The organism is Paenibacillus tyrphae (genome assembly GCF_027925525.1).
Classification (GTDB): Bacteria; Bacillota; Bacilli; order Paenibacillales; family NBRC-103111; genus Paenibacillus_G; species Paenibacillus_G tyrfis_B.
Window position 1 is genome coordinate 161,673 of sequence record NZ_BSDJ01000011.1, and the last position, 23,012, is coordinate 184,684.

General features: G+C 52.4%; 21 protein-coding genes. All 21 read left to right on the plus strand.

The window, feature by feature from the left end; genetic code table 11:
- Positions 1-36 precede the first annotated feature (36 nt).
- The 21 genes from QMG93_RS15555 to QMG93_RS15655 all read left to right on the plus strand — a co-directional run bounded on the left by QMG93_RS15555 (position 37) and on the right by QMG93_RS15655 (position 22,554).
- Positions 37-1,152 (plus strand): protein-glutamate methylesterase/protein-glutamine glutaminase, encoded by a 1,116-nt coding sequence (locus QMG93_RS15555; protein WP_281937944.1) that lies wholly within the window; start codon positions 37-39, stop codon positions 1,150-1,152.
- Between the two features lie 48 nt (positions 1,153-1,200).
- Complete coding sequence (locus tag QMG93_RS15560; protein ID WP_281937946.1) at positions 1,201-3,258, plus strand: chemotaxis protein CheA; 2,058 nt, start codon at positions 1,201-1,203, stop codon at positions 3,256-3,258.
- 51 nt (positions 3,259-3,309) lie between these two features.
- Positions 3,310-3,771, plus strand: coding sequence for a chemotaxis protein CheW (locus QMG93_RS15565; RefSeq protein WP_036676403.1), 462 nt, complete (start codon positions 3,310-3,312; stop codon positions 3,769-3,771).
- 5 nt (positions 3,772-3,776) lie between these two features.
- Positions 3,777-4,397, plus strand: a complete 621-nt coding sequence (locus QMG93_RS15570) for a chemotaxis protein CheC (protein WP_281937950.1) — start codon at positions 3,777-3,779, stop codon at positions 4,395-4,397.
- Positions 4,394-4,888: a chemotaxis protein CheD gene (locus tag QMG93_RS15575; protein WP_054972315.1), complete on the plus strand. Its 495-nt coding sequence runs from the start codon at positions 4,394-4,396 to the stop codon at positions 4,886-4,888. Before QMG93_RS15570 ends, QMG93_RS15575 begins: the two co-directional genes overlap by 4 nt.
- Positions 4,889-4,892: 4 nt before the next feature.
- Positions 4,893-5,309, plus strand: a complete 417-nt coding sequence (locus QMG93_RS15580) for a hypothetical protein (protein ID WP_253406987.1) — start codon at positions 4,893-4,895, stop codon at positions 5,307-5,309.
- Between the two features lie 18 nt (positions 5,310-5,327).
- Positions 5,328-6,110, plus strand: a complete 783-nt coding sequence (locus QMG93_RS15585; protein ID WP_054972313.1) for a FliA/WhiG family RNA polymerase sigma factor — start codon at positions 5,328-5,330, stop codon at positions 6,108-6,110.
- A gap of 23 nt (positions 6,111-6,133) precedes the next feature.
- A complete protein-coding gene (locus QMG93_RS15590) occupies positions 6,134-7,543 on the plus strand; it encodes a DUF342 domain-containing protein (protein ID WP_281938113.1) in 1,410 nt (469 codons plus the stop codon).
- A gap of 45 nt (positions 7,544-7,588) precedes the next feature.
- Positions 7,589-7,915, plus strand: a complete 327-nt coding sequence (locus QMG93_RS15595; protein ID WP_281938114.1) for a hypothetical protein — start codon at positions 7,589-7,591, stop codon at positions 7,913-7,915.
- 24 nt (positions 7,916-7,939) lie between these two features.
- A complete protein-coding gene (locus QMG93_RS15600; protein ID WP_281937956.1) occupies positions 7,940-8,539 on the plus strand; it encodes a hypothetical protein in 600 nt (199 codons plus the stop codon).
- Positions 8,532-9,041 carry a hypothetical protein gene (locus QMG93_RS15605; RefSeq protein ID WP_281937958.1) on the plus strand — a complete coding sequence of 170 codons (510 nt, stop codon included), beginning with the start codon at positions 8,532-8,534 and terminating at the stop codon, positions 9,039-9,041. Before QMG93_RS15600 ends, QMG93_RS15605 begins: the two co-directional genes overlap by 8 nt.
- Positions 9,042-9,292: 251 nt before the next feature.
- Positions 9,293-9,991, plus strand: coding sequence for a 30S ribosomal protein S2 (rpsB, locus tag QMG93_RS15610; RefSeq protein WP_025850723.1), 699 nt, complete (start codon positions 9,293-9,295; stop codon positions 9,989-9,991).
- Positions 9,992-10,085: 94 nt separating this feature from the next.
- On the plus strand, positions 10,086-10,736 hold the full coding sequence (gene tsf, locus QMG93_RS15615) for a translation elongation factor Ts (protein WP_054972308.1): 651 nt from the start codon (positions 10,086-10,088) through the stop codon (positions 10,734-10,736).
- 97 nt (positions 10,737-10,833) lie between these two features.
- Positions 10,834-11,559, plus strand: a complete 726-nt coding sequence (gene pyrH, locus QMG93_RS15620) for a UMP kinase (RefSeq protein ID WP_010491262.1) — start codon at positions 10,834-10,836, stop codon at positions 11,557-11,559.
- A gap of 3 nt (positions 11,560-11,562) precedes the next feature.
- Positions 11,563-12,117: a ribosome recycling factor gene (frr, locus tag QMG93_RS15625; protein WP_281937961.1), complete on the plus strand. Its 555-nt coding sequence runs from the start codon at positions 11,563-11,565 to the stop codon at positions 12,115-12,117.
- 59 nt (positions 12,118-12,176) lie between these two features.
- The gene (locus QMG93_RS15630; protein ID WP_281937963.1) at positions 12,177-12,944 is read left to right on the plus strand and encodes an isoprenyl transferase; all 768 of its coding nucleotides are present in this window, start codon (positions 12,177-12,179) and stop codon (positions 12,942-12,944) included.
- A 71-nt stretch (positions 12,945-13,015) separates the two neighbouring features.
- Positions 13,016-13,804, plus strand: a complete 789-nt coding sequence (locus tag QMG93_RS15635; RefSeq protein ID WP_281937965.1) for a phosphatidate cytidylyltransferase — start codon at positions 13,016-13,018, stop codon at positions 13,802-13,804.
- A 23-nt stretch (positions 13,805-13,827) separates the two neighbouring features.
- A complete protein-coding gene (locus QMG93_RS15640) occupies positions 13,828-14,970 on the plus strand; it encodes a 1-deoxy-D-xylulose-5-phosphate reductoisomerase (protein WP_281937967.1) in 1,143 nt (380 codons plus the stop codon).
- Positions 14,971-15,170: 200 nt separating this feature from the next.
- Positions 15,171-16,430, plus strand: a complete 1,260-nt coding sequence (gene rseP, locus QMG93_RS15645) for an RIP metalloprotease RseP (protein WP_281937968.1) — start codon at positions 15,171-15,173, stop codon at positions 16,428-16,430.
- Positions 16,431-16,462: 32 nt separating this feature from the next.
- Entirely contained in the window at positions 16,463-17,920 is a 1,458-nt protein-coding gene (proS, locus tag QMG93_RS15650) for a proline--tRNA ligase (RefSeq protein WP_281937969.1), read from the plus strand.
- A gap of 320 nt (positions 17,921-18,240) precedes the next feature.
- Positions 18,241-22,554, plus strand: coding sequence for a PolC-type DNA polymerase III (locus tag QMG93_RS15655; RefSeq protein WP_281937970.1), 4,314 nt, complete (start codon positions 18,241-18,243; stop codon positions 22,552-22,554).
- Positions 22,555-23,012 lie beyond the last annotated feature (458 nt).

The following is a 23,012-nucleotide window of genomic DNA, read 5'->3' on the forward strand; positions in this document are numbered from 1 at the left end:
CTTCAGAATCAGACACAACGCAGAGGAGTGAAACGTATGCAGCCTTACGATGTGCTCGTGGTCGATGATTCGGTTTTTATGAGAAAAATCATCACCGACCTTATTTCGGGGGATCCGGCGCTGCGGGTAGTAGGAACCGCAAAAAACGGCAAGGAAGCCGTAGAGCTGGTCCAAAAGTTGAACCCCCACGCTGTAACCATGGATATTGAGATGCCGGAAATGAACGGGTTAGATGCGCTTCGCGCGATCATGAATGAGCACCCTGTTCCGGTCATCATGTTAAGCAGTCTGACCCAAGAAGGCGCGGCGGAGACCATCAAAGCGCTCGAATGGGGGGCTGTCGATTTCGTCGGAAAACCGTCGGGTTCGATTTCACTCGATTTGCATAAAGTCAAGCAGCTACTGCTCGAAAAACTGCACATCGCGGTAAAAACAAACATGCGCAAGCTGTCGCGTTCCGCGTTGAGCAAACCGTCGCCTAAAGCGCCGGAGGTGCCGAAAGATCCGCGGCCGTTCTCGGAACCGGCCCCAAGAATGGAACGGCGCCCCGCTACAGGTGCGGCTGGATTCGAACATATAGTCGCCATCGGCACCTCAACCGGGGGGCCTCGGGCGCTGCATCAGGTGTTGTCCGATTTCCCGGAGTACTTTCCCGCTCCCGTCGTTATCGTCCAGCATATGCCTCCTAACTTTACCAAGTCGCTGGCACAGCGGCTCGATTCCGTTTCGAGGCTGCGGGTGGTTGAGGCGGAAGCCGGCATGATTCTGGAGAGCGGCACCGCTTATGTGGCCCCTGGCGGCTATCATATGACCGTAGCCCGCAATGGGAACCATTCTTACAAGATCCATCTGACAAAAGAAGATCCGCGCGGCGGACACCGGCCGTCGGTGGACGTGCTTTTCGAATCGCTGCTGCCGATGAGGGAGCTTAAACGCCACATCGTGCTCATGACCGGTATGGGCTCTGACGGAGCCAAAGGGATGCTGGCGTTGAAGCAATCCGGAGCCGTAACGACGATTGCCGAATCGGAGGACACCTGCATCGTTTATGGGATGCCCCGCGCGGCGGTGGAGCTGAATTGCGTAACGCATGTGCTGCCTCAGCAGGAAATTACCGCGAAGCTGGTACAAGCCGTCGCCCGCGAGCCCTGACTTCCGGGTAAGCCTTGATAGAGCAATTACCATGATGGAGGTGTAGATATGGAAATGAATCAATACCTCTCGATGTTTATCGATGAGTCGAGAGATCACTTGCAAGCGATGAACGAACAGATACTCAGTCTGGAAAGCAGCCCGGAAGACATCTCGATCGTGCAAAATATTTTTCGGTCGGCGCACACATTGAAAGGAATGTCGGCGACGATGGGATTCGAGGATCTGGCGTCGCTGACTCACGAGATGGAGAACGTGCTGGACCTCGTCCGCAACCATAAGCTGAAGATGGATTCGTTTATTTTCGACTGCCTGTTCAAAAGTCTGGATTCCTTGGAATCCATGGTGGAGGACATCATCCAAGGCGGCACGGGTCAAGCGGACGTTACCGAAATCGTCGCCGCGCTGAAGTCCATCGTTTCCGGCGAGTACACCAAGGGTGGTGCAGCCGGAGGCGCGACGGCGAAAGCGGCGCCGACAACTGTCGTCGGGGGAGAGCTTGACGAATTTCAATATTCGATTCTTCAGCAGTCCATCGAAGCGGGCATTCCTGTACTTCGCCTCGAAGTAACGGTTCGCCAAGATTGCGTGTTAAAAGCGGCGCGCGCTTATATGGTATTCAACGTGCTTGAGCAGAACGGGGAGGTCATCAAATCCAACCCTTCCGTGGAAGATATCGAGCAGGAGCGATTCGATCAATCGTTTGTCGTTTATTACATATCTCAAATCGAAACCGACGAGCTGCAAAAGCAAGTCGCGAGCGTATCCGAAATCGATAAAGTGGACGTTATCGTGCTGGATCAGGCCAAGCTGACGGAGCTCATGAGCCCGCCTTCCGGGTCTAACGCAGCGGCCGCACAGGCACAGACCCAAGCCGAGACTGCCGCCGCATCAACGCAGGAAGCGCCGAAGCAGGAAGCGAAAAAAGCGCCTGCCGCAGGTGGTGCCCCTGTAGCCGGACGCACGATCCGCGTCGACATCGAGCGGCTTGACACGCTGATGAACCTGTTCAGCGAGCTGCTGATCGATCGGGTACGGTTGGAGCAGCTTGCCAGCGAAATTCGCCGCGGCGAATTGACGGAAACCGTCGAGCATATGTCCCGGGTCAGCAGTGATTTGCAGAATATCGTACTGAAGCTGCGCATGGTCCCGATCGATACCGTCTTCAACCGTTTCCCGCGCATGATCCGGGATGTCGCGAAGACGCTGGACAAAAAGGTAGATCTGATCATCACCGGCGCCGATACCGAATTGGACCGGACGGTCATCGACGAAATCGGCGATCCGTTGGTGCATTTGCTCCGGAATGCCGTCGACCATGGCGTGGAGCCGTCTGCCGAACGCGTTGCCATCGGAAAGCCCGAGACCGGAACGATTCATCTGCGCGCGTATCATAGCGGAAACCATGTATTTATCGAGATCGAGGAAGACGGACGCGGCATCAACCGGGACAAAGTGTTGAAAAAAGCTCTGGAAAACAACGTTTTGACCAAGGAACAAGCCGAGCGTATCACGGATGACGAGGTCAATCAGCTGATTTTTGCCTCCGGCTTCAGCACGGCGGATAAAATATCGGACATCTCCGGCCGCGGGGTCGGACTTGATGTCGTCAAGACGAAGATTCAAAGTCTCGGCGGGCAAGTCCAAGTCGATTCGACATGGGGGAAAGGCTCCAAATTTTCCGTTCAGCTGCCGCTGACGCTGTCGATTATCTCGGCGATGCTGATCCGGCTCAATAACGAGAAGTACGCAATTCCGCTTTCTTCCATTGTGGAAACGATGGCTGTCCGTCAAGAACAGATCCGCTCGGTTCACGGCAATCGCATGGTCGAGTACCGTACCGGGGTCATCCCGCTCGTTTCCTTGGCCGATCTGTTCGATGTGCCGGGAGGAACGAATATTTCCGAGAACGAGACGCAAGTGGTCATCATTCGCAAAAGCGACAAAATGGCAGCTCTCGTCGTTGACGAATTTATCGGGCAGCAGGAAATCGTGCTGAAGACGCTCGGCAAATATTTGACCAAGCTGTTTGCGGTTTCCGGCGCAACCATTCTGGGAGACGGGCAAGTCGCGTTAATTATCGATACGAATGCCTTGATTAAATAGCGGGACGCAAAGACGGCTACATTCACGCGATAACTTAAGGAGGCTGCGAGTATGGGAGAAGAATTGAAAGTCATCGTGTTTACATTAGGAAAGGAAGAATACGGGGTAGAGGTTGAGAAGGTCCGCACCATTGAACGGATGCAGCCGATGACCCGGGTTCCGAAAACGCCTGAATTTGTCAAAGGCGTCATCAATTTGCGCGGCGTTGTTACCCCCGTCATCGATCTGCGCGGTCGCTTCGGATTTCCGGAAACCGAATATACCGATAACTCGCGGATCATAATCGTTGCCGTCGGCGACATCGAAGTTGGTCTGATTGTCGATTCGGCCAACGACGTCATCGATGTGGATTCGGATCATATCGACGATCCGCCGGAAATCGTAGGCGGCATTAAGGCCAAGTATCTTCACGGGATTGCCAAAGTGGGCGAAAGCCGGCTGCTTGTGCTGCTGAACCTGAAGGAAGTATTGACCAAGAGCGAGATCGTTCAACTGGAGAATGTAGAGGAGTAGGCCTAGTGGAAGCATTTAATTCTTTTGCCGATTTTCAAATGGATGTACTGAAGGAAGTCGGAAATATCGGTGCCGGACATGCGGCTACTGCTCTCTCGCAGCTGCTTGATAAGCCTGTTGATATGCTTGTGCCCAAAGTGCGAATGGTTCCTTTCGAGGAAATCGCGGACAGCGTGGGAGGAGCCGAGGAAGCCGTTATCGCTATATTTCTGAGAGTCGAAGGGGAAACGCCGGGAAATTTATTTTTTATCCTGAAGTTCGAGTCGGCCAAGAAGCTTCTTCGCAACTTGGTCGGAATGGACGCGGTGGAAGGTGAAGAGTACTCCGAAATGGAGTTGTCCGCACTCAACGAGATCGGCAACATTTTAGCGGGCTCGTACTTGTCGTCTCTGGCAGATTTCACGCAGCTGAACATGCAGCCTACCGTACCTTCGCTTGCGATTGATATGGCGGGAGCGATTCTGAGCTACGGCTTGCTCCAATTCGGTCAAATGGGAGACCAGGCGCTCTTGATCGACACGAAGTTTCTGGACGGAAGCGACGAGGTGGAAGGGCATTTCTTCCTCATCCCGGACCCGGAGTCCTTCGAACGTATTTTCGTAGCTTTGGGAGTGCATACTCCATGATCCAAGACAATCTGATTAAAGTAGGAATGGCCGACCTGAACGTCGCTCACTTGACCGGTGTGCTCAAGACGACGGGGCTCGGTTCGTGCGTGGGCGTTACCTTGTTCGATGCCAAGGCCAAAGTAGCCGGAATGGCCCACGTCATGCTGCCGACCTCGGATATTGCCAGAGAAGGAAAGCTGAACATCGCGAAATATGCAGATACGGCAATCCCCGAAATGATTCGCCTGATGGAGGATCTGGGGGCTCAAGTGAAGCGCATGGTTGCCAAAATGGCAGGGGGAGCACAAATGTTCGCATTCGGCTCCCAATCGGACACGATGCGGATCGGACCGCGGAATGTCGAGTCCTGCAAAGAAATGCTTAGCCGTTACCAGATCCCGATTATTGCCGAAGATACCGGCGGCAATTACGGACGAACCATTGAATTCGACTGCGAATCCGGTATGCTCATGATTCGCAGCGTACAACACGGAGTGAAGGAACTGTAAACCTATGATCGGATCGATACGTTGGAACTTTATCGTAGGAGCCGCGGCATTCGTCATTACCTTTGCCTTGTCGATCACCGACAATATTTGGCTGACTACCTTGATTCGCAGCTTCTACAGCTTTGTCCTGATGTTTGTAATCGTATTTTTGTTCCGTTGGCTGCTTGGCACGGTTGCCGGATTGGCAGGCGCTCCGATTCCTGAGCATTCGGAAGAAGAGGATGAGCTTAAAGGGACGGCGGTCGATGTTGTAACGCCCGATCAGGATGCGGAGCTGCATCAGATGCTGAAACCGTCGCCGGGTCCGAAGGACGCCGCGGAGACCGATTTTTCCCCGCTGAATCCGCCGAAGCTCTCAACGAAGATCCAAGGGAGCCCTGACGAATTGGCACAGGCGGTTCGCCGAATGTCTGAAGAATAAGGATGGTGACTATCTGTCATGATCGCGCAAAAATCCCATTTGGCGAATATCGATGTTTGGAAGCAATGGAGAGAAGACAGACAGTTGAAAGCGAAGCAGGCGCTCATCGAAACGTATTTGCCGCTCGTAGATTACGTTTCGGGTCGTCTTTCCATCGGTCTGCCTAAAAACGTTTCGAAAGAAGACTTATCCAGCTGCGGTATTATGGGCTTGATCGATGCCATCGAAAAGTTCGACTACGAGCGAGGACTGCAATTTGAAACGTATGCCTCCTGGCGCATTCGCGGAGCGATGATCGACGGGCTCCGTCAAGGCGATTGGGTTCCCCGTTCCGTGAGGGAGAAGGCCAAGAAGATCGAGGACGCTTACCAAAAGCTCGAGCAGCAATACTTGCGTTCCGTAACCGATAGCGAAATCAGCTCTTATCTGGATGTCAGCGAGCAGGAGTTTCAACAGATGGTACAGGAAATCGCAGTGACGACCGTCTGCTCGATCGACGATCCTATCCGGGAGGAAGATTCGGAGACGCGGCTTTCTTTGTTAATTGACGAAAAGGCGAAAAGTCCGGAATCCAAAGTAAATGAAGTCTATTTAAAGGAAACGTTAGCTAAAGCTATCGAACGGTTGACGGAAAAAGAGCGGACCGTCGTATCCCTCTTTTATTACGAAGAATTGTCTTTAAGCGAGATCGCGGAAGTCATGAATCTTTCCCCATCCAGAATATCACAGCTGCACTCAAAAGCGATTCTGCGGTTAAAAGGTTCTTTGAGCCGTCATAAGTCGCAGCTATTTTATGACTAAGGGGTCGGAAAGTGGGGAGAATGATGGCCGATCTGGCGATGCCGCTCAGCTATTATATGGATATTTCGTTGTCCGACGACAAGCTGTTCGCTTACCTCAAGTTTGCGAATTGCGAGGAATCGTTCCGCGTTTCCAAAGGACAGCTTATGGAATTGATTGCCTCGTATCACATCGTATACGGCATAGATGAGGAGAAAATCGCAGCGATCGTAGACGATCCGAAGGCTTTCTTCTTCTCCCAGACGGTGATTGCCAAAGGCGATGCGCCGCAGAACGGTCAGGACGGGCGCGTCCAGATGATGTACGATTTGGACGACAAGTCCAAACGCCCGGCCGAACTGGAGGACGGCAAGGTTGATTATAAAGAAGTGACTACGATCCATAACGTGAAAAAGGGGCAATTGATCGCGCAAAAAATTCCGGCCGCCTTAGGCGTCCCGGGACGCGCGGTGACCGGAGAAACGCTTTTTGCGAAGGACGGGAAGGATGCGCGTTTCAAGCTCGGCAAAAATGTCGTGACCGATCCGGAGCAGACGGCCATTTATGCAGCCATTGACGGAATGGTCACGAAGACGGACCGGGATAAAATCAATGTTTTTCCGATCTTTGAAGTGAACGGGGATGTCGACTATAATGTCGGAAATATTGATTTTGTCGGGTCTGTCGTCATCCGAGGCAACGTTCTGCCGGGTTTTCGCATCAAAGCGGCGGGAGATATCCGCATTACGGGCAGCGTGGACGCCGCAGACTTGGAGGCAGACGGCTCCATCGAGATCAGCGCGGGGATCCTTGGGCATAACAAAGGAACAATCCGTGCCGGAAAACGGGTGAAGAGCTCTTTCATCCAAGACGCCAACATCTATGCGGGTGAGGAAGTGCTGGTCAGCCAGAGCATTATGCACTCCCAGGTGCGCGCCGGCAAACAAGTTGTATGCAAAGGCACCAAGGGACTGATTGTCGGAGGAATGATTCAAGCGGGCGACGTGGTTATTGCCCGAACGATCGGCAACTCTATGTCGACGGCCACGGTCATCGAAGTCGGCGTCCTGCCGGAGCTTCGCAACGAGCTTCAGCAGCTTCGCATCCAACAAAGAGCTTTGAGCGAGAACTTGGACAAAACGGATAAAGCGCTCGTGCTGCTCGACCAGTTGGCAGCCACGGGACAGCTTGGACCGGACAAAGTGGCCATGCGGGTTAAGCTGAACCATACCAAGAAACAGGTTACGGAAGAAATTGCGAGCTCCAGAGAGCGCATGCTGGAAATTGAAAGATCGCTTGAGGACTCGGAAAAAGCAAAGGTCGAAGTCATTGCCAACGCCTACAGCGGCACGAAAATCGTGATCGGCCGATATACCAAGTTCATTAAAGATACTTCTCCCCGCGTTAGGTTCCAATTGATCGACGGAGATATCGCGATGCTTCCTATCGTATAAAGGCTGACGTACGCGTACAGCTCGAAGGAGGGGATGCCGGTGAGCATGAAACCGGTTGAAATGCAGTTTGCGCTGCATAAGAACGACGAAGCCGGTCTGAAGCAGCATCAAATGGTGCAAAAGCGAGTGGAAGACCAGGCCATGCTTAACAGCTCCAACGAGAAGTCGACGATAAAAGAGCGTCAGGTCAGCGCCAAGACGGAGGAGACCGGTCAAGCTTCGATCAAAGACGATCAGTCGGGCCGTTCGGGCGAACGGGACCCCCGAGGCGGCGGCGGAGCGAAGAAATCGGCCGAGGAGTCCAAACAGGCGCCGGGCGGCACCGCACCGGAGCATCCGTTCAAGGGGCATCATATCGACTTGACCTTATAACTATTATGTTGTGAAACTAGGTGAATGCAATTGGACCAACCTTGGGTATACATCGTGCTGGTCGGGCTTCTAATCGTGGTCTATGCAAAGATTATCCCGCGAAAATCCGAAGGAGCGGCCAAGCCCGACGGCGCCATCGTAAAAGAGATGGAGCAGGCGATGGATCACTTGGCTATGGAGCTTGAGGAGCAGAACAAAGCGCTGATCGAGCTGTTCTCCGGGACGAAACAAACGTACGAGGAGCATACGGCTAAACTGACCTCGCGTGTGGAAACGCTTGAAAAGCAATGCCAGGAGCTGCGGCTCGAACTGGGCCGGCTGACGTTGTCAGAGGAACAGCGGCGCTTGTCCCTTCAAGCGGACGCATCGAAGCCGGGAGAGGCGTTGGGAGCAGGCGCCGGGGCTGCGGTAACGCCGGCCTATAGGGAGCCTGCCGCACCTGACAAGCAGCCGGAAGCGGTGAACAAAGCCCCGATGAATATGAAGGAACGCTACAGCGAGCTGTTCGGATTGTACGAGTCGGGCAAATCGACGGACTATATCGCCAAGAAGCTGGGCATGAACAAGGGGGAAATCAGTCTGATTCAGCAGCTTGCCAAACAGGAGGAACGGTCGAATGCTTAAGAACAAATCGCTTCTGTACGGGCTCGGCACCGGGATGATTTTGGGTGCCGTTCTGCTTCAGCTGATGAATGCGGTTGCTCCGTCGGGCAGCGCCGCTTCCAAGCAGCCAGCGGCAGGACAGGCGCCTGAAGAGATGGACCGCGTTCGGCTCAAGGAAGTCGCTTCTACCTATTTTAATGTGTACGACAAAAGTCAAAAGCTGTACGACCAGCCGCAGGTCGATGCCATGATCGCCCAGAAGCTGAAAGAAGAGAAAGACAAACAAGCCGCACAGCCGCAGTCCACCGTACCGGATAAGGAAACGTACATTTATGTCTCCAAAGGCATGACTGCGGCTCAAGTCGCCGATTTGCTGCAGCAGAGCGGCGTTATTGCCGACCGTACCGCTTTTGTAGATACGATGAAACAAAAGCAGCTGAACGACAAAATCATCTCGGGCCTCCATGTATTTAAGGGGCCTCTCGAGCTGACGCAAGTCATTGCCAACTTAACGACACAATAAAAAGGTCAGACTCGGGCAGTTGGGGTCTGAATTTGTCTTTTTTCGTCGGACTGCCGCGGGTGTTGCATACGGTTGTCAGTTATGGTATAGTAATTTTCGGTGTTAAAAACCACACGTCGATTAATTCCGGTAACGGTGCTCCCACTGGCCTCGGCAGATGCTTTATTAAGCGTCTTGGTCAAGGAGTTTTACCGGGAGATGCGATCGGCGGAGGAAACCACAAAAAACCAATTTAGAGGAGGTGCGTGAGGATGGCAGTTATCTCCATGAAACAGCTGCTCGAAGCTGGGGTACACTTCGGTCACCAAACCCGTCGTTGGAACCCGAAAATGGATCGATACATCTTCACCGAAAGAAACGGCATTTACATCATTGACCTGCAAAAAACGGTCAAAAAAGTTGAGGAAGCTTATAACTTCGTCAAGTCCGTAGCCGCAGAGAACGGCACGATCTTGTTCGTAGGTACAAAAAAGCAAGCTCAGGATTCTGTTAAAGAAGAAGCTGAACGTTGCGGAATGTACTACATCAACCAACGTTGGCTCGGCGGTACGCTGACTAACTTCCAAACGATCCAAAAACGGATCAACCGTTTGCACGAGCTGGAAAAATGGGAGCAAGACGGCACGTTCGAAGTGCTGCCGAAAAAAGAAGTTATCATTCTTCGCAAAGAAAAAGATCGTCTTGAGAAGTTCTTGGGCGGTATCTCCCATATGAAAGGTCTGCCAAGCGCACTGTTCGTCATCGACCCGCGCAAAGAGCGCATTGCGGTTGCGGAAGCACGCAAGCTTGGTATTCCGATCGTTGGTATCGTAGACACGAACTGCGATCCGGACGAAATCGACTACGTGATTCCAGGTAACGACGACGCAATCCGTGCCGTGAAATTGCTGACGGCTAAAATTGCTGACGCAGTTATCGAAGCTCACCAAGGCGAAGAAACTTCAGCTTAATGCATTGAATACGAGAAAGGGTGGTTTAAAGGTGCAAAATCCTTTCACCGCCCTTTTTTTGGGAATACATATCACATTCCAAGGAGGCCAAATCATGGCAGTTAGTGCAGCAGCAGTAAAAGAATTGCGTGAAAAAACAGGAGCAGGCATGCTCGATTGTAAAAAAGCATTGGAAGAAGCAAACGGCGACTTGACCAAAGCTGCCGAAATTTTGCGTGAAAAAGGTCTTTCCGCAGCAGCTAACAAAGCAGGACGCGTTGCAACGGAAGGCATGATCGAGTCCTACATTCACGCTGGCGGCAAAATCGGCGTATTGGTTGAAGTAAACAGCGAAACTGACTTCGTTGCGAAAAACGAGCAGTTCAGAACGTTTGTGCGCGACGTTGCTCTGCACATCGCAGCTTCCAACCCGAAATTCCTTCGCCGTGATGAAGTTCCGCAAGAAGCGCTGGACAAAGAGCGCGAAATCTTGACGAACCAAGCGTTGAACGAAGGCAAGCCGGAAAAAATCGTCGAGAAAATCGTCGAAGGCCGTCTGGCGAAATACTACGAGGAATACTGCCTGCTTGAGCAGCCTTTCGTAAAAGACCCGGACAAAACCGTAGAAGAAGTGCTGAAAGAAAACATTGCAACGATCGGCGAAAACTTGTCGATCCGCCGCTTCGTGCGTTTCGAGCTTGGAGAAGGCTTGGAGAAGAAACAAGAAAACTTCGCTGAAGAAGTTATGTCCCAAGTTAAACTGTAATTCAACAACATAAATGCAAGGTAACGAGGAACACGCTGTGTTCCTTGTTTTTTAAAAGAAAGCTTTAGCGGTCTGATCGAAATGGAGGGGTTGGAGCTTGGAACGTCCGATTTATAAAAGAGTCATTTTGAAATTAAGCGGAGAAGCGTTAGCCGGACAGCAAGGTTACGGCATCGACTCCGAGATGATTTCGTCCATCGCCCAGCAGGTGAAGGAAGTAGTGGATCTTCAGGTGGAGGTCGCCATCGTCGTTGGCGGCGGCAACATCTGGCGCGGTATTGCCGGAAGCGCAAAAGGCATTGACCGGGCAACCGCAGACTACATGGGTATGCTGGCTACGGTGATGAACTCGCTGGCGCTGCAGGATGCGCTGGAAACGATCGGCGTACCGACACGAGTACAAACGTCCATCACGATGCAGCAGGTTGCAGAACCGTACATCCGCAGAAGAGCGATCCGGCACTTGGAAAAGGGCAGGGTTGTCATTTTTGCGGCAGGAACGGGCAATCCGTATTTCTCTACGGATACGACCGCAGCGCTTAGAGCAGCCGAAATCGAAGCGGAAGTGATCTTGATGGCGAAAAACAAAGTGGACGGCGTCTACACGGCCGATCCGTTCAAAGACGCTACCGCGCAAAAATTCGAAACGCTGACTTACCTCGAAGTGCTGAACAAAAACCTTGGCGTTATGGACTCGACCGCATCCTCCTTATGCATGGACAACAATATTCCGCTGGTCGTCTTCTCGATTACGGAAAGCGGCAATATCAAGCGCGTCGTAGTTGGGGAGAAGATCGGCACGATCGTAAAAGGGAGTGTGTAATCTATGCCGCAATCCATTAAAAAAAGTGCGGAAGAACGCATGGAGAAAGCGATCGTCGCGCTGAAGAAGGAGCTGGCTTCGCTTCGTGCGGGGCGGGCGACCCCTGCTCTGCTGGATCGCGTTCAAGTCGAATATTACGGTTCTATGACACCGGTAAACCAGCTGGCGAACATCAATACGCCGGATTCCCGTACGTTGATGATTCAGCCGTGGGACAAAAGCTCGGTTGCCGCTATCGAAAAAGCGATTATGAAATCCGATCTCGGACTGACGCCTTCCAACGACGGCAGCGCGATTCGTATCGTCATTCCGGCTTTGACGGAAGAGCGCCGTTCCGAGCTCGTCAAAATGACGCGCAAGTTCGGCGAAGAAGCGAAAGTGGCAATCCGCAACATCCGCCGCGACGCGAACGACGATATCAAAAAACTGGAGAAGACGGGGATATCGGAAGACGAGTCCCGTCGTCATCAGGACGATATCCAGAAGTTCACGGACAAGCATATTGCGGAAGTCGACAAAGTATTAGCTGCCAAAGAAAAAGAAATCATGGAAGTGTAACCGGTAAAGACCCCCTTATTCGAGGGGGCTTTTAGTCTTTCCTGATGGGGGATTCAGACATGATGTCATTCAAAAAATGGTTTGGAAGCAAACCGGAAGGAGAGCAAGCTGCTCTCAAGCTGGATGCGGACAACATTCCGAACCATGTGGCCGTCATCATGGACGGTAATGGCCGATGGGCACAAAAGCGGGGACTGCCGCGGGTGGCAGGCCACCATTCAGGTATGAAAAACGTAAAAAAAATTACGATGGCCGCAAACAGCATCGGTGTGAAAGTGCTGACGATGTATGCTTTTTCTACGGAAAATTGGAAAAGACCGAAGGAAGAAGTCGACTACTTGATGAAGCTGCCGATGGAATTTTTTCCGAAAGAAATCGACGAACTGATTGCCAATAACGTCCAGATCCGTATGACGGGCTGGCCGGAAGGACTGCCTGGTTACACGCTGAAAGCGGTTCAGGACGCGATCGATCAAACGAAACATAATACCGGCCTTATTTTGAACTTTGCGCTAAATTACGGAAGCCGCAAAGAAATGCTCAAGGGCATTCAGCGGCTCGCACAGGATATGAAAGAAAATAAAGTGGCCGCGGACGAAGTGGACGAGGCACTTTTCTCCAAATATTTGTTAACCGATCCGCTCCCGGATCCCGATCTTCTGATACGCACCAGCGGAGAGCTTCGGATCAGCAACTTTATGCTCTGGCAGTTGGCTTATTCGGAGCTTTATTTTACGGATTTGTGCTGGCCTGAATTTACAGAGCCGCATTTCTACGAGGCTGTCGGGGAATACCAACGCCGCGCCAGAAGATACGGCGGTTTATAGCGGCAGTTGACAACAGGTAGGGGCAGCTGGGCTTACGTCCGTCTGCCAGCATAAACGATGGAGGAATCGATTTGAAGCAGCGAATTGTCACAGGAGTCGTGGCAGGGCTCGCCTTTTTCATCCTGTTGTATTTGGGAGGCTATTGGTTTGCCGGGTTAATCCTGGTGTTGTCGCTGATCGGATACGACGAGTTTTTACGGATGAACGGTCTTAACAAGAACAAAACGATCTCGATTTTAGGCTCTCTAGGAGTGATTGGCCTTGTCGTACCGTGGCAGGAGGCAGGGATTTCGATAGAGCGCTTGATTTGGTTGTTTATGTTTGTATTGCTAGCCGTTACCGTTATTTCGAAGAACAAAATTACGATTGATCATGTGACAACGGCATTTTTGGGCATGGTGTACGTTGGTATCGGCTTTCATTACATGGTGGAGACGCGCTGGTTGGCCGAAGACGGGCTTTATTGGACGCTGCTCGTATTTTTGTGCATTTGGTCAACGGATTCCGGGGCGTATTTTACCGGATCGATGATCGGAAAAACACCGCTCTGGCCTACCATTAGTCCAAAGAAGTCCGTCGAGGGAGCTATCGGCGGCACGGCGTTGTCCGTTGTCGTCGCACTCGGCTTTGCTTGGTACCGTCCGGACCTGCTTAGCTTTGCACAAGCGATTTGGATCGGGCTCGTTATTGCGATTGTCGGTCAGATGGGCGACTTGATTCAATCCGCTTACAAGCGGGTGAAGGGCATCAAGGATACGGGAACGATTCTGCCGGGACATGGCGGCGTGCTTGATCGGACTGACAGCTGGCTGATCGTGTTTCCGTTCCTTCATTTGGCGGCTTTGATCCCGCACGTATAACTATTGCCCCGAGGTGAACGTTGGTGAAAAAAGTCAGTATTCTGGGGTCAACCGGTTCCGTCGGAACCCAGACCTTGGATGTCATATCGCATTACCCGGAACGTTTCGAGGTGGAAGGGCTCGCCGGCGGTTATAATATCCCGCTCCTACTGGAGCAAATCGAGCGCTTTCGTCCCCACAAGGTATCCGTTGCGACGAAGGAAGCGGCGGAGCAGCTGCGTGCGGCAACAAAATCGGACGTTCAGGTGCTATACGGTGAAGAGGGGTTGCACGAAATTGCGGCAGGCACCGATGCCGAGTTGGTCGTCACCGCGATTGTCGGCAGCCAAGGACTTAAGCCGACGCTGGCCGCCATCGACGCAGGCAAGCATATCGGTCTTGCCAACAAGGAGACGTTGGTTAGCGCAGGCCATCTCGTGACGGGATTGGCGCAGCGGCGCGGCGTCGCTTTGCTTCCGGTCGATAGCGAGCATTCCGCCATATTCCAATGCTTGAACGGAGAATCACGGGACCGTATACATAAAATTACGCTAACCGCTTCCGGGGGATCGTTTCGCGACCGCACCCGGGAAGAGCTTGCTGATGTAACGGTTGAAGATGCGCTCAAGCATCCGAATTGGTCGATGGGCGCGAAAATCACGATCGACTCGGCGACGATGGCGAACAAAGGGCTGGAAGTGATCGAAGCCCACTGGCTGTTCGGTGTGGCGTACGACCAAATTGAGGTGCTGATTCATCCCGAAAGTATTATCCATTCATTCGTCGAGTATGTAGACTACAGCATCATCGCCCAATTGGGGATGCCGGATATGCGGGTGCCGATTCAATACGCGCTGACTTATCCGGACCGGATGGTGACGCCTTCGGAACGTTTGCGGTTATCCGATGTCGGAAAGCTGCAGTTTCGCGAGATGGATTTTGAACGGTATCCGTGTCTGCGGATGGCGTACGAAAGCGGACGGACGGGCGGCTCCATGCCTACCGTGTACAATGCGGCCAACGAAGTTGCGGTTGAACGGTTCTTGAAAGGGGAAATTTCATTCCTGGCCATCGAAGAGGTGATTGCCAAGGTCATGGACAAGCATTCCCCGGTCCCTGCCCCGGATTTAACCGCCATTCTGGAAATCGATCGATGGGCCCGGGAACAGGCGCGGAGCTTGGGCTAAAATGGGCCGTTTAAAGATGCGACGCCAGGGCATCTTTCGGCGAAGCCGCTCATATGTTCATATCATGAGTTCCGGCTTGTATTCCCTTTGGGATTAATGTTAATCTTAAAGGAAGGCTTCGGACGATTTTTCATGCAGCCAATAACATTTGCCCATAACTTGGATATGAACATTTGCGACTTAAGGAGGCCGTACACCCATTGGCTAACATCCAGAACGTATTTCAAATTGTTCTTTTGTTTTTTGTTCTAGTCACGATTCACGAGTGGGGACATTTTTACTTTGCCAAGCGAGCGGGCATTCTCGTTCGCGAGTTCGCGATCGGCTTCGGTCCCAAGCTGCTCTCTTTCAAGCGCGGAGAAACCCGGTATACGCTCAGACTTCTTCCGATCGGCGGCTTCGTTCGAATGGCTGGAGAAGATCCGGAAATCGTTCAGATCAACCAGGGCCAACGGATCGCCGTGCAGTTGGAGGACAATCAGGTTACGCACATTTACTTGGACGAGTTCGAAAGCCGCCGGGATGCGATTGAAGGCGTCGTCGAGCAGATCGATCTGGAAAAAGATTTGTTCGTCCGCCTGGATGTCGACGGGGAAATCGAACGTTATTCGATTCATCCTCAGGCGATGATGGTGGCCAAGGAAAAAGAGACCCAGATTGCCCCGTGGGACCGTCAGTTCGGAAGCAAGACGGTAGGTCAGCGGGCGATGGCTATCTTTGCCGGACCGCTGATGAATTTTATTCTTGCGTTAGCGCTTTTTGTAACCTTCGTGTTCGTCGCAGGAGTGCCCAACCGGGTGAAAATTCAGGAAACCGTTCCGTCATCCGCAGCGGAGAAAGCGGGATTGCAGTCGGGGGACATTATCCTTCAGGTGGATCATGTGCAAATCGGCTCCGACCGTAGCAAGCTGACGAACCTAATTCAACAATCTCCGAATAAACCGATGGTCTGGATCGTTGAGCGCAATAAGGAGCAGATCCGTAAAGAAGTGACTCCGCTCATGGACAAGGACGGCGTGATTCGCGTCGGCGTCTCGCTGCTGACCGAAACGCGGCCTGCCACAGTTCTGGAAGGATTTACAGGAGGCTGGCACAGCCTTGTTTCCGCAACCACCATCATCATGGACGGTTTTGGCAAGCTGGCAACGTTGCAAGTTAAAATGGACGATTTGGGCGGTCCGGTGAGGATCGTCGAATTTACAAGCGAGCAGGCTAGTGCAGGGTTTGCCCAATACATCTCGTGGATGGCCATTATGAGTCTTTATTTGGGGCTGTTCAATCTGCTGCCGATCCCGGCGCTGGACGGAAGCCGGCTTGTGTTTTTGCTGCTGGAGGCGCTCCGCGGCAAACCTGTCGATCCGAGCCGGGAAAGCATGGTGCATTTTGTCGGCTTTGCAATGCTGATGCTGCTTATGATCGCCGTCACTTATAACGATATATTACGTTTGATTAAAGGATAACGAATTGCCGTCCGTAGGGGGAAAACAGAACGATGTCGAACCAAAAGCAAGACAAACAGTTTGTGAAAGAGATTACGCCGCAGGGCGAGGATTTCTCCCGCTGGTATATTGATGTCATTAAAAAGGCCGATCTCATGAGCTACTCGCCGGTCCGGGGATGTATCGTATTTAAACCGGACGGGTACGAGCTTTGGGAAAATATTCAGCGGGAACTGGATCGCCGCTTTAAGGAAACGGGACACCGCAACGCTTATTTCCCACTGTTTATTCCCGAGAGCTTTTTCCAAAAAGAAAAAGAGCACGTGGAAGGGTTCAATCCTGAGCTGCCGTGGGTAACGGAAGCAGGAGGAGAGAAGCTCGAGGAGCGGCTGGCGATTCGCCCAACGTCCGAGACGATGATCGGCCATATGTACGCGGAATGGATTAATTCCTACCGTGATCTGCCGCTCTTGATCAACCAGTGGGCCAACGTGGTCCGTTGGGAAAAACGGACGCTGCCGTTCTTGCGCACGAGCGAATTTTTATGGCAGGAAGGCCATACGGCTCATGAGGACGAAGTCGATGCACGCAAAGAAACGATGCAGATGCTGGAAATTTACCGTTCTTTCGCCGAAGAGTTCTTAGCGATTCCGGTCATTATGGGCCAAAAGACGCCTTCCGAGAAGTTCGCGGGGGCTGTCGATACGTATTCGATCGAAGCGATGATGAAAGACGGCAAAGCGGTGCAAGCGGGGACTTCCCACTATTTGGGCACGAACTTCGCTGTGGCGTTCGATATTAAATATTTGGACCGCGAGAACCAGCATCAGTTCTGCCATACGACTTCCTGGGGCGTAAGTACCCGTCTCATCGGAGCTTTGATCATGGTTCACGGCGACGACCGCGGTTTGGCTTTGCCACCGAAGATCGCGCCGACTCAGGTCATCATGATTCCAATCGGTCCTCCGAAGACGAGAGAGCAGGTTGTTGGCCGTGTCGACGAGCTGTATGCCCAGTTGAAGCAGGCTGGCGTACGCGCGAAAGTGGACGATCGTCCGGACCAAAGCCCGGGCTGGAAGTTTAACGAATACGAAATGCGTGGCGTACCGGTTCGCGTCGAACTGGGACCGCGGGACATGGAAAACGGGCAAGTGGTCTTGGTATCCCGGATTACCGGGGAGAAACGTGTCGTCCAGCAGGACCAATTTGTGGAAGAAGTGCAAAAATTGTTGACGGAAACGCAGCAGGAAATGTATGATCGAGCCAAGCGGTTCCGCGACGAAAGCATGACTGAAGCGGATACGGTGGACGAGCTGAAATCGTTCCTCGAGCAAAAGCGCGGTTTCGCGTTGTCGGGCTGGTGCGGCTCCGCAGCTTGCGAAGCGCAGGTCAAAGAAGAGGCCGGCGCAACGAGCCGCAACATTCCGTTCGAGCCGGGCGTATCCAAGCCGAAATGTCTCGTCTGCGGCGAAGACGCCAAGCACACGGTCGTCTTCGGCAAATCGTATTAACATCATCTTTTCTACTAACGCCATGTAATTAGGAGTTTGGTTTTGCTTTTGACTTTAAAGTATTGTTTTGATAGCCCTAGGAAAAGTGTTGCCACGGAGAGTGAAACGGCCGCCTTTGAAATCAAGTTGCTACCTTGCAGGTTTTTATAGGATACGGCAACTTGATTTCAAGAGCGGTGGAGTGGTAATACTTTTCCGACTCGGCCAGTAGAAACAAACTTTTCCACTTAGCTGAACAAACGCCTAACCTTTTACATAAGGGGCAACGGGAAAGCAACACTCCTTTTGCCCCTTTCATCGTTTTACGGGGGAGGAGCACCATGAGCAATGACAGTACGGCGCTGAAACGGGACCGCTTTGAAATGCTGATGCAGCAGGCCAGTGTACCGGCGGACGTGGTTCGGTCTTTTTTTTCGGACGGGTATATCGATAAAGTGGAAACGAGCCGCAAAAATAGGGAATGGACGTTTCATATCGTCAAAACTCAAGTGGTGCCGCAAGATATTTACCGTTCCTTCTGCAAAATGATACGAGACAAATTTTCGCACATCGCTGCCATTCGTTTCGTGCTCCAATATACGCCGGATGTGAAGCCGGAAGAAGTGGCGCACGAATACTGGAGCATGTTTCTCGAGTGGGTACAGCGGGAAGCGGCATCGATTAACGGCTGGATGACCAAGGCCAAAATTGAAACGAACGGGAACGTGCTTACGCTTTATTTGCTCGACACGATCGGTTTGGAGTTGGCTAAGAAAAAAAATATCGGCGGGCTGATTCAGCGGTATTTCAGCGGATTTTTTGGCGTCGATTTTCATGTGAAGTACGCGGTCAGCGATTCCCGGCAAGAAGAGCTGGAGAGGTTCTCGAAGCAGATTGAGAAGGAAGAGAAAGAAGTGACGATCAATATCTTGACGGCTGTTGAGGCGGAGAACGAAGCGGATGCGCAGCAGGATGCGGAGCTGAAGCTGATGGTCGGTTATGACATTAAAGATCCAGCCGTTCCGCTGCAGGACGTCAGGGACGAAGAGAAGAAAGTTACGGTACAAGGTACGGTCTTCGGCCTGGACACGAAAGAGCTTAAAAATGGCAGCACGCTGTTCATGTTCAACGTTACCGACTTTTCGGATTCGATCATGGTCAAGGCTTTTGCCAAAACGAAAGAAGACGTTAAAATTTACAGCCTGATCACGAACGGCAAGTGGTTGAAGCTGCGCGGTCGGGTCGAATACGACCGGTTTATGCAAATCCCCGAGCTTGTGATGATTCCATCCGATGTCAATGAAATCGTGGCCCCGCCGGACCGGAAAGATGATGCGGAAGAGAAGCGGGTAGAGTTTCACCTTCATACTTCCATGTCTACCATGGACGGGATCACACCGGTCGACCAATACATCAAAATGGCTGCCAAATGGGGTCATAAAGCGATTGCGGTGACCGACCACAGCGGTATTCAATGCTTCCCGGAGGCGTATAAGGCCGCGAAGAAAAACGGGATCAAGGTCATCTACGGTTTGGAAGCCAACGTTGTGGACGATTCCGTACAGGTCGTTATGAATCCGACAGAGATTGACCTCACCGATGCGGAATATGTTATTTTCGACATCGAGACCACAGGGTTGTCTGTTACCAGCAACAAAATTATCGAGCTTGCCGGCGTCCGGATGAAGGAAGGTAAAGAAATCGATCGTTTTGCCACGTTCATCGATCCGCATGAGCGGATTCCATATAACATTCAGCAGCTCACCAACATTACGGACGACATGGTCAAAGGTGCGCCCGAGCTTGAGGAGATGCTGCCCAAGTTTATCGAGTTCGTGGGAGACAGCGTTCTGGTAGCGCACAATGCGCGATTCGATATCGGGTTCATTCAAGCGAACTGCAAACGGCTCGGTTTGCCCGAAGTGACCAATCCCGTGCTGGATACGCTTGAGCTTGCCCGGCTGCTGTTCCCGACGCTTAAAAACCACCGGCTGAACACGCTCTCCGATAAATTCAAGGTCAGCTTGGACAACCATCACCGGGCGATTGACGACTCGATTGCGCTCGGACATGTGCTTTTTCATCTGTTGAAAGAAGCGGGGGACCGCGGCTATAAACAGCTGGCGCGTTTGAACGACGAGGTCGGCAAAAACCTTAAAACGCAGCGGCCGTTCCATTGCTGCATTTACGCCAAAGATATGGTCGGCAAAAAAAATCTGTTCAGTCTCGTATCTCTTTCACACACGGAGTATTTTCATCGGGTTGCCTGCATTCCCAAGAGCAAGCTGAAGAAGATGCGAGAAGGCCTGATCATCGCTTCGGGCTGCGAAAAGGGCGAGTTTTACGAAACGGTACTGAACAAATCGGTCGAAGAAGCGGAAATGGTTGCGGAATTTTACGACGTGCTCGAAATTCAGCCGATTGGCGTAAACATGCATTTGGTGGACAAAGGCTTAGTCGGCAGCCCGGCGCTGCTGGAGGATGCCAATCGCAAAATTGTCCAAATCGGCCGCAAGCTCGGCAAGCCTGTTATTGCGACGGGCAACGTACATTATTTGCATCCGCGGGAAAAAATATATCGTGACATCACCATTCACGGGATTACCGGGTTCAGCCCGCTTAAGGATATCCGCAAACCGGACGTGCACCTTCGCACAACGAAAGAAATGCTTGCGGAGTTTGAATATTTGGGGAAAGAAACGGCTTACGAGGTCGTCGTGAAAAACACGTCGGAGCTTGCCGACCGGTTCGAGGAGTTGGAGCTGTTTCCGACCAAGCTGTTTACGCCGATCATCGAAGGAGCGGACGACGAGATCCGCAATACCTGCTACGATACGGCAAAGCAGATTTACGGAGACCCGCTACCGGAGGTAATTGTAGCTCGACTGGAGAAGGAGCTTGTGCCGATTATCAAGTACGGTTTCTCGGCGAACTATCTCATCTCCGAGCGGCTCGTAAAGAAGTCGAACGCCGACGGCTATCTCGTCGGTTCGCGGGGCTCGGTCGGTTCCTCGGTCGTAGCGACGTTCCTCGGCATTTCCGAGGTTAACCCTCTGCCGCCGCATTACATTTGCAAATCGTGCAAGCATAGCGAATGGATTCTCGACGGATCGATCCCCAGCGGCTTCGACCTGCCGGATAAAAACTGCCCGAACTGCGGGGAAAAGCTGAAAGGCGAAGGCCAGGACATTCCGTTCGAAACGTTCCTCGGTTTCAAGGGCGACAAGGTTCCCGATATCGACTTGAACTTTTCCGGTGAATACCAGCCGCAAGCGCACAACTACACCAAAGTGCTGTTTGGCGAGAAAAGCGTGTTCCGGGCGGGCACGATCGGTACGGTTGCAGAAAAAACGGCATTTGGCTTCGTGAAGAAATATGAAGAAGAGCATGGCAAAAAGTGGCGCGGAGCGGAGTTAAACCGGCTGGCTTCCGGCTGCACGGGCGTAAAGCGAAGCACCGGCCAGCATCCCGGCGGGATCGTAGTCGTACCGGATTACATTGAGGTCGACGATATCACTCCGGTGCAGTATCCGGCCGACGATACGAGCGCCGAGTGGAAAACGACGCATTTCGATTATCACGCCTTCGACGCCAACCTGCTGAAGCTCGATATTCTGGGACACGATGATCCGACGATGATGCGGATGCTGCAGGATTTGACCGGCGTCGACCCGACGACCATTCCGATGAATGATCCGAAAGTTATGAGCATGTTCAACTCCGTGGACGCGCTTGGCGTAACGCCGGAGAAGATCCGGACGCCTGTGGCGACCTACGGGGTGCCGGAGATGGGGACGAAGTTCGTGCGTCAGATGCTTGAGGAAGCGAAGCCGTCCAGCTTTGCGGACTTGCTGCAAATTTCGGGTCTATCCCACGGAACCGGCGTTTGGCTAGGTAATGCGCAGGAGCTGATCCGGAAAGGCATCTGCACGATTAAGACGGTGATCGGGTGCCGCGACGACATCATGCTGTATTTGATCTATAAAGCGGGTATGGACGCGGGGCTGGCGTTTAAAATCACCGAGAGCGTGCGGAAGGGGAAAGGGCTCACTGACGAATGGAAAGAAGATATGAAGAAGCACAACGTTCCTCTGTGGTATATCGATTCGTGCGAAAAGATCGAGTACATGTTCCCGAAGGCGCATGCTTCCGCTTACGTTATTTCCGCGGTGCGCACCGCCTACTTTAAGCTTTATTACCCTATTGCTTACTATGCGACTTATTTTTCCGTCCGTGCGCAGGATTTCGAGATTGAGCTGCTGTGCCAAGGCTACGACGCGATTTTGCGCAAGTTGATCGAAATTGAGGAAAAAGGGTTCCAGGCGACGCCGAAAGAGAAGAGCATGATCTCCATTCTCGAAATGGCGCTGGAGATGACGGCCCGCGGCTTTTCGTTTAAGCCGATCGATTTGTATAAATCAGACGCGACAAAGTTTCTTATCGAAGAAGACTCGCTTATTCCGCCGTTTTCCGCCATTGCGGGAATCGGGGAGAACGCGGCGAAGAACATCGCGGCCGCCAAAAACGACGGACCGTTCTTATCGATTGAGGACTTTCAGACCCGTAGCAAGGCATCGAAGACGATCGTCGAAATTCTTAACGGCATGGGCTGTTTCCGAGGCCTTCCGGAGACGAATCAGCTTTCGCTGTTTTAGGACTCCCAAAGAAGTCTTCCTTGCTTCCTCAGGCGCCTTTTTACGCCTTATTGCATGATCTCTGCACTTATGGTATAATCTTCTTCGGTAGCAATGTAATATCTCGTGACCAAAGAGTGGGGAAACCCACTCTTTACATTTTGTATAAGGCCCCGAAGCGAGTGAAGCGTTGGTTCGGCACAGATGTGCGCTAAGCGGTCAGCGGGTTAAGCTGGCACGGACGTGGAGTGAAGACGTTGGGTTGAACGACCTTTGGATTTTAGGGGTATATGATTGTAAGTTTTTTGCCCTTGCTTGAAGCCGGAGTTGCTCGTAGATGAGCAGGCGAGAGGGAAATCGCGATTGGCGGCGAGTTTTTTGCCCCGATCCTTTCCTCTACGAATCAAAATCGAAGGATCGGGGCAAAACGTGTCTGAGCATTAGCCAATCGCGATTTTCCGGTAGCCCGCACCAAATGA

Coding starts and splice junctions, on each gene's coding strand:
- QMG93_RS15555 (WP_281937944.1), top strand. CDS start 37: ATGCAGCCTTACGATGTGCTCGTGGTCGATGATTCGGTTTTTATGAGA.
- QMG93_RS15560 (WP_281937946.1), top strand. CDS start 1,201: ATGGAAATGAATCAATACCTCTCGATGTTTATCGATGAGTCGAGAGAT.
- QMG93_RS15565 (WP_036676403.1), top strand. CDS start 3,310: ATGGGAGAAGAATTGAAAGTCATCGTGTTTACATTAGGAAAGGAAGAA.
- QMG93_RS15575 (WP_054972315.1), top strand. CDS start 4,394: ATGATCCAAGACAATCTGATTAAAGTAGGAATGGCCGACCTGAACGTC.
- QMG93_RS15580 (WP_253406987.1), top strand. CDS start 4,893: ATGATCGGATCGATACGTTGGAACTTTATCGTAGGAGCCGCGGCATTC.
- QMG93_RS15585 (WP_054972313.1), top strand. CDS start 5,328: ATGATCGCGCAAAAATCCCATTTGGCGAATATCGATGTTTGGAAGCAA.
- QMG93_RS15590 (WP_281938113.1), top strand. CDS start 6,134: ATGGCCGATCTGGCGATGCCGCTCAGCTATTATATGGATATTTCGTTG.
- QMG93_RS15595 (WP_281938114.1), top strand. CDS start 7,589: ATGAAACCGGTTGAAATGCAGTTTGCGCTGCATAAGAACGACGAAGCC.
- QMG93_RS15600 (WP_281937956.1), top strand. CDS start 7,940: ATGCAATTGGACCAACCTTGGGTATACATCGTGCTGGTCGGGCTTCTA.
- QMG93_RS15605 (WP_281937958.1), top strand. CDS start 8,532: ATGCTTAAGAACAAATCGCTTCTGTACGGGCTCGGCACCGGGATGATT.
- rpsB (WP_025850723.1), top strand. CDS start 9,293: ATGGCAGTTATCTCCATGAAACAGCTGCTCGAAGCTGGGGTACACTTC.
- tsf (WP_054972308.1), top strand. CDS start 10,086: ATGGCAGTTAGTGCAGCAGCAGTAAAAGAATTGCGTGAAAAAACAGGA.
- frr (WP_281937961.1), top strand. CDS start 11,563: ATGCCGCAATCCATTAAAAAAAGTGCGGAAGAACGCATGGAGAAAGCG.
- QMG93_RS15630 (WP_281937963.1), top strand. CDS start 12,177: ATGATGTCATTCAAAAAATGGTTTGGAAGCAAACCGGAAGGAGAGCAA.
- proS (WP_281937969.1), top strand. CDS start 16,463: ATGTCGAACCAAAAGCAAGACAAACAGTTTGTGAAAGAGATTACGCCG.
- QMG93_RS15655 (WP_281937970.1), top strand. CDS start 18,241: ATGAGCAATGACAGTACGGCGCTGAAACGGGACCGCTTTGAAATGCTG.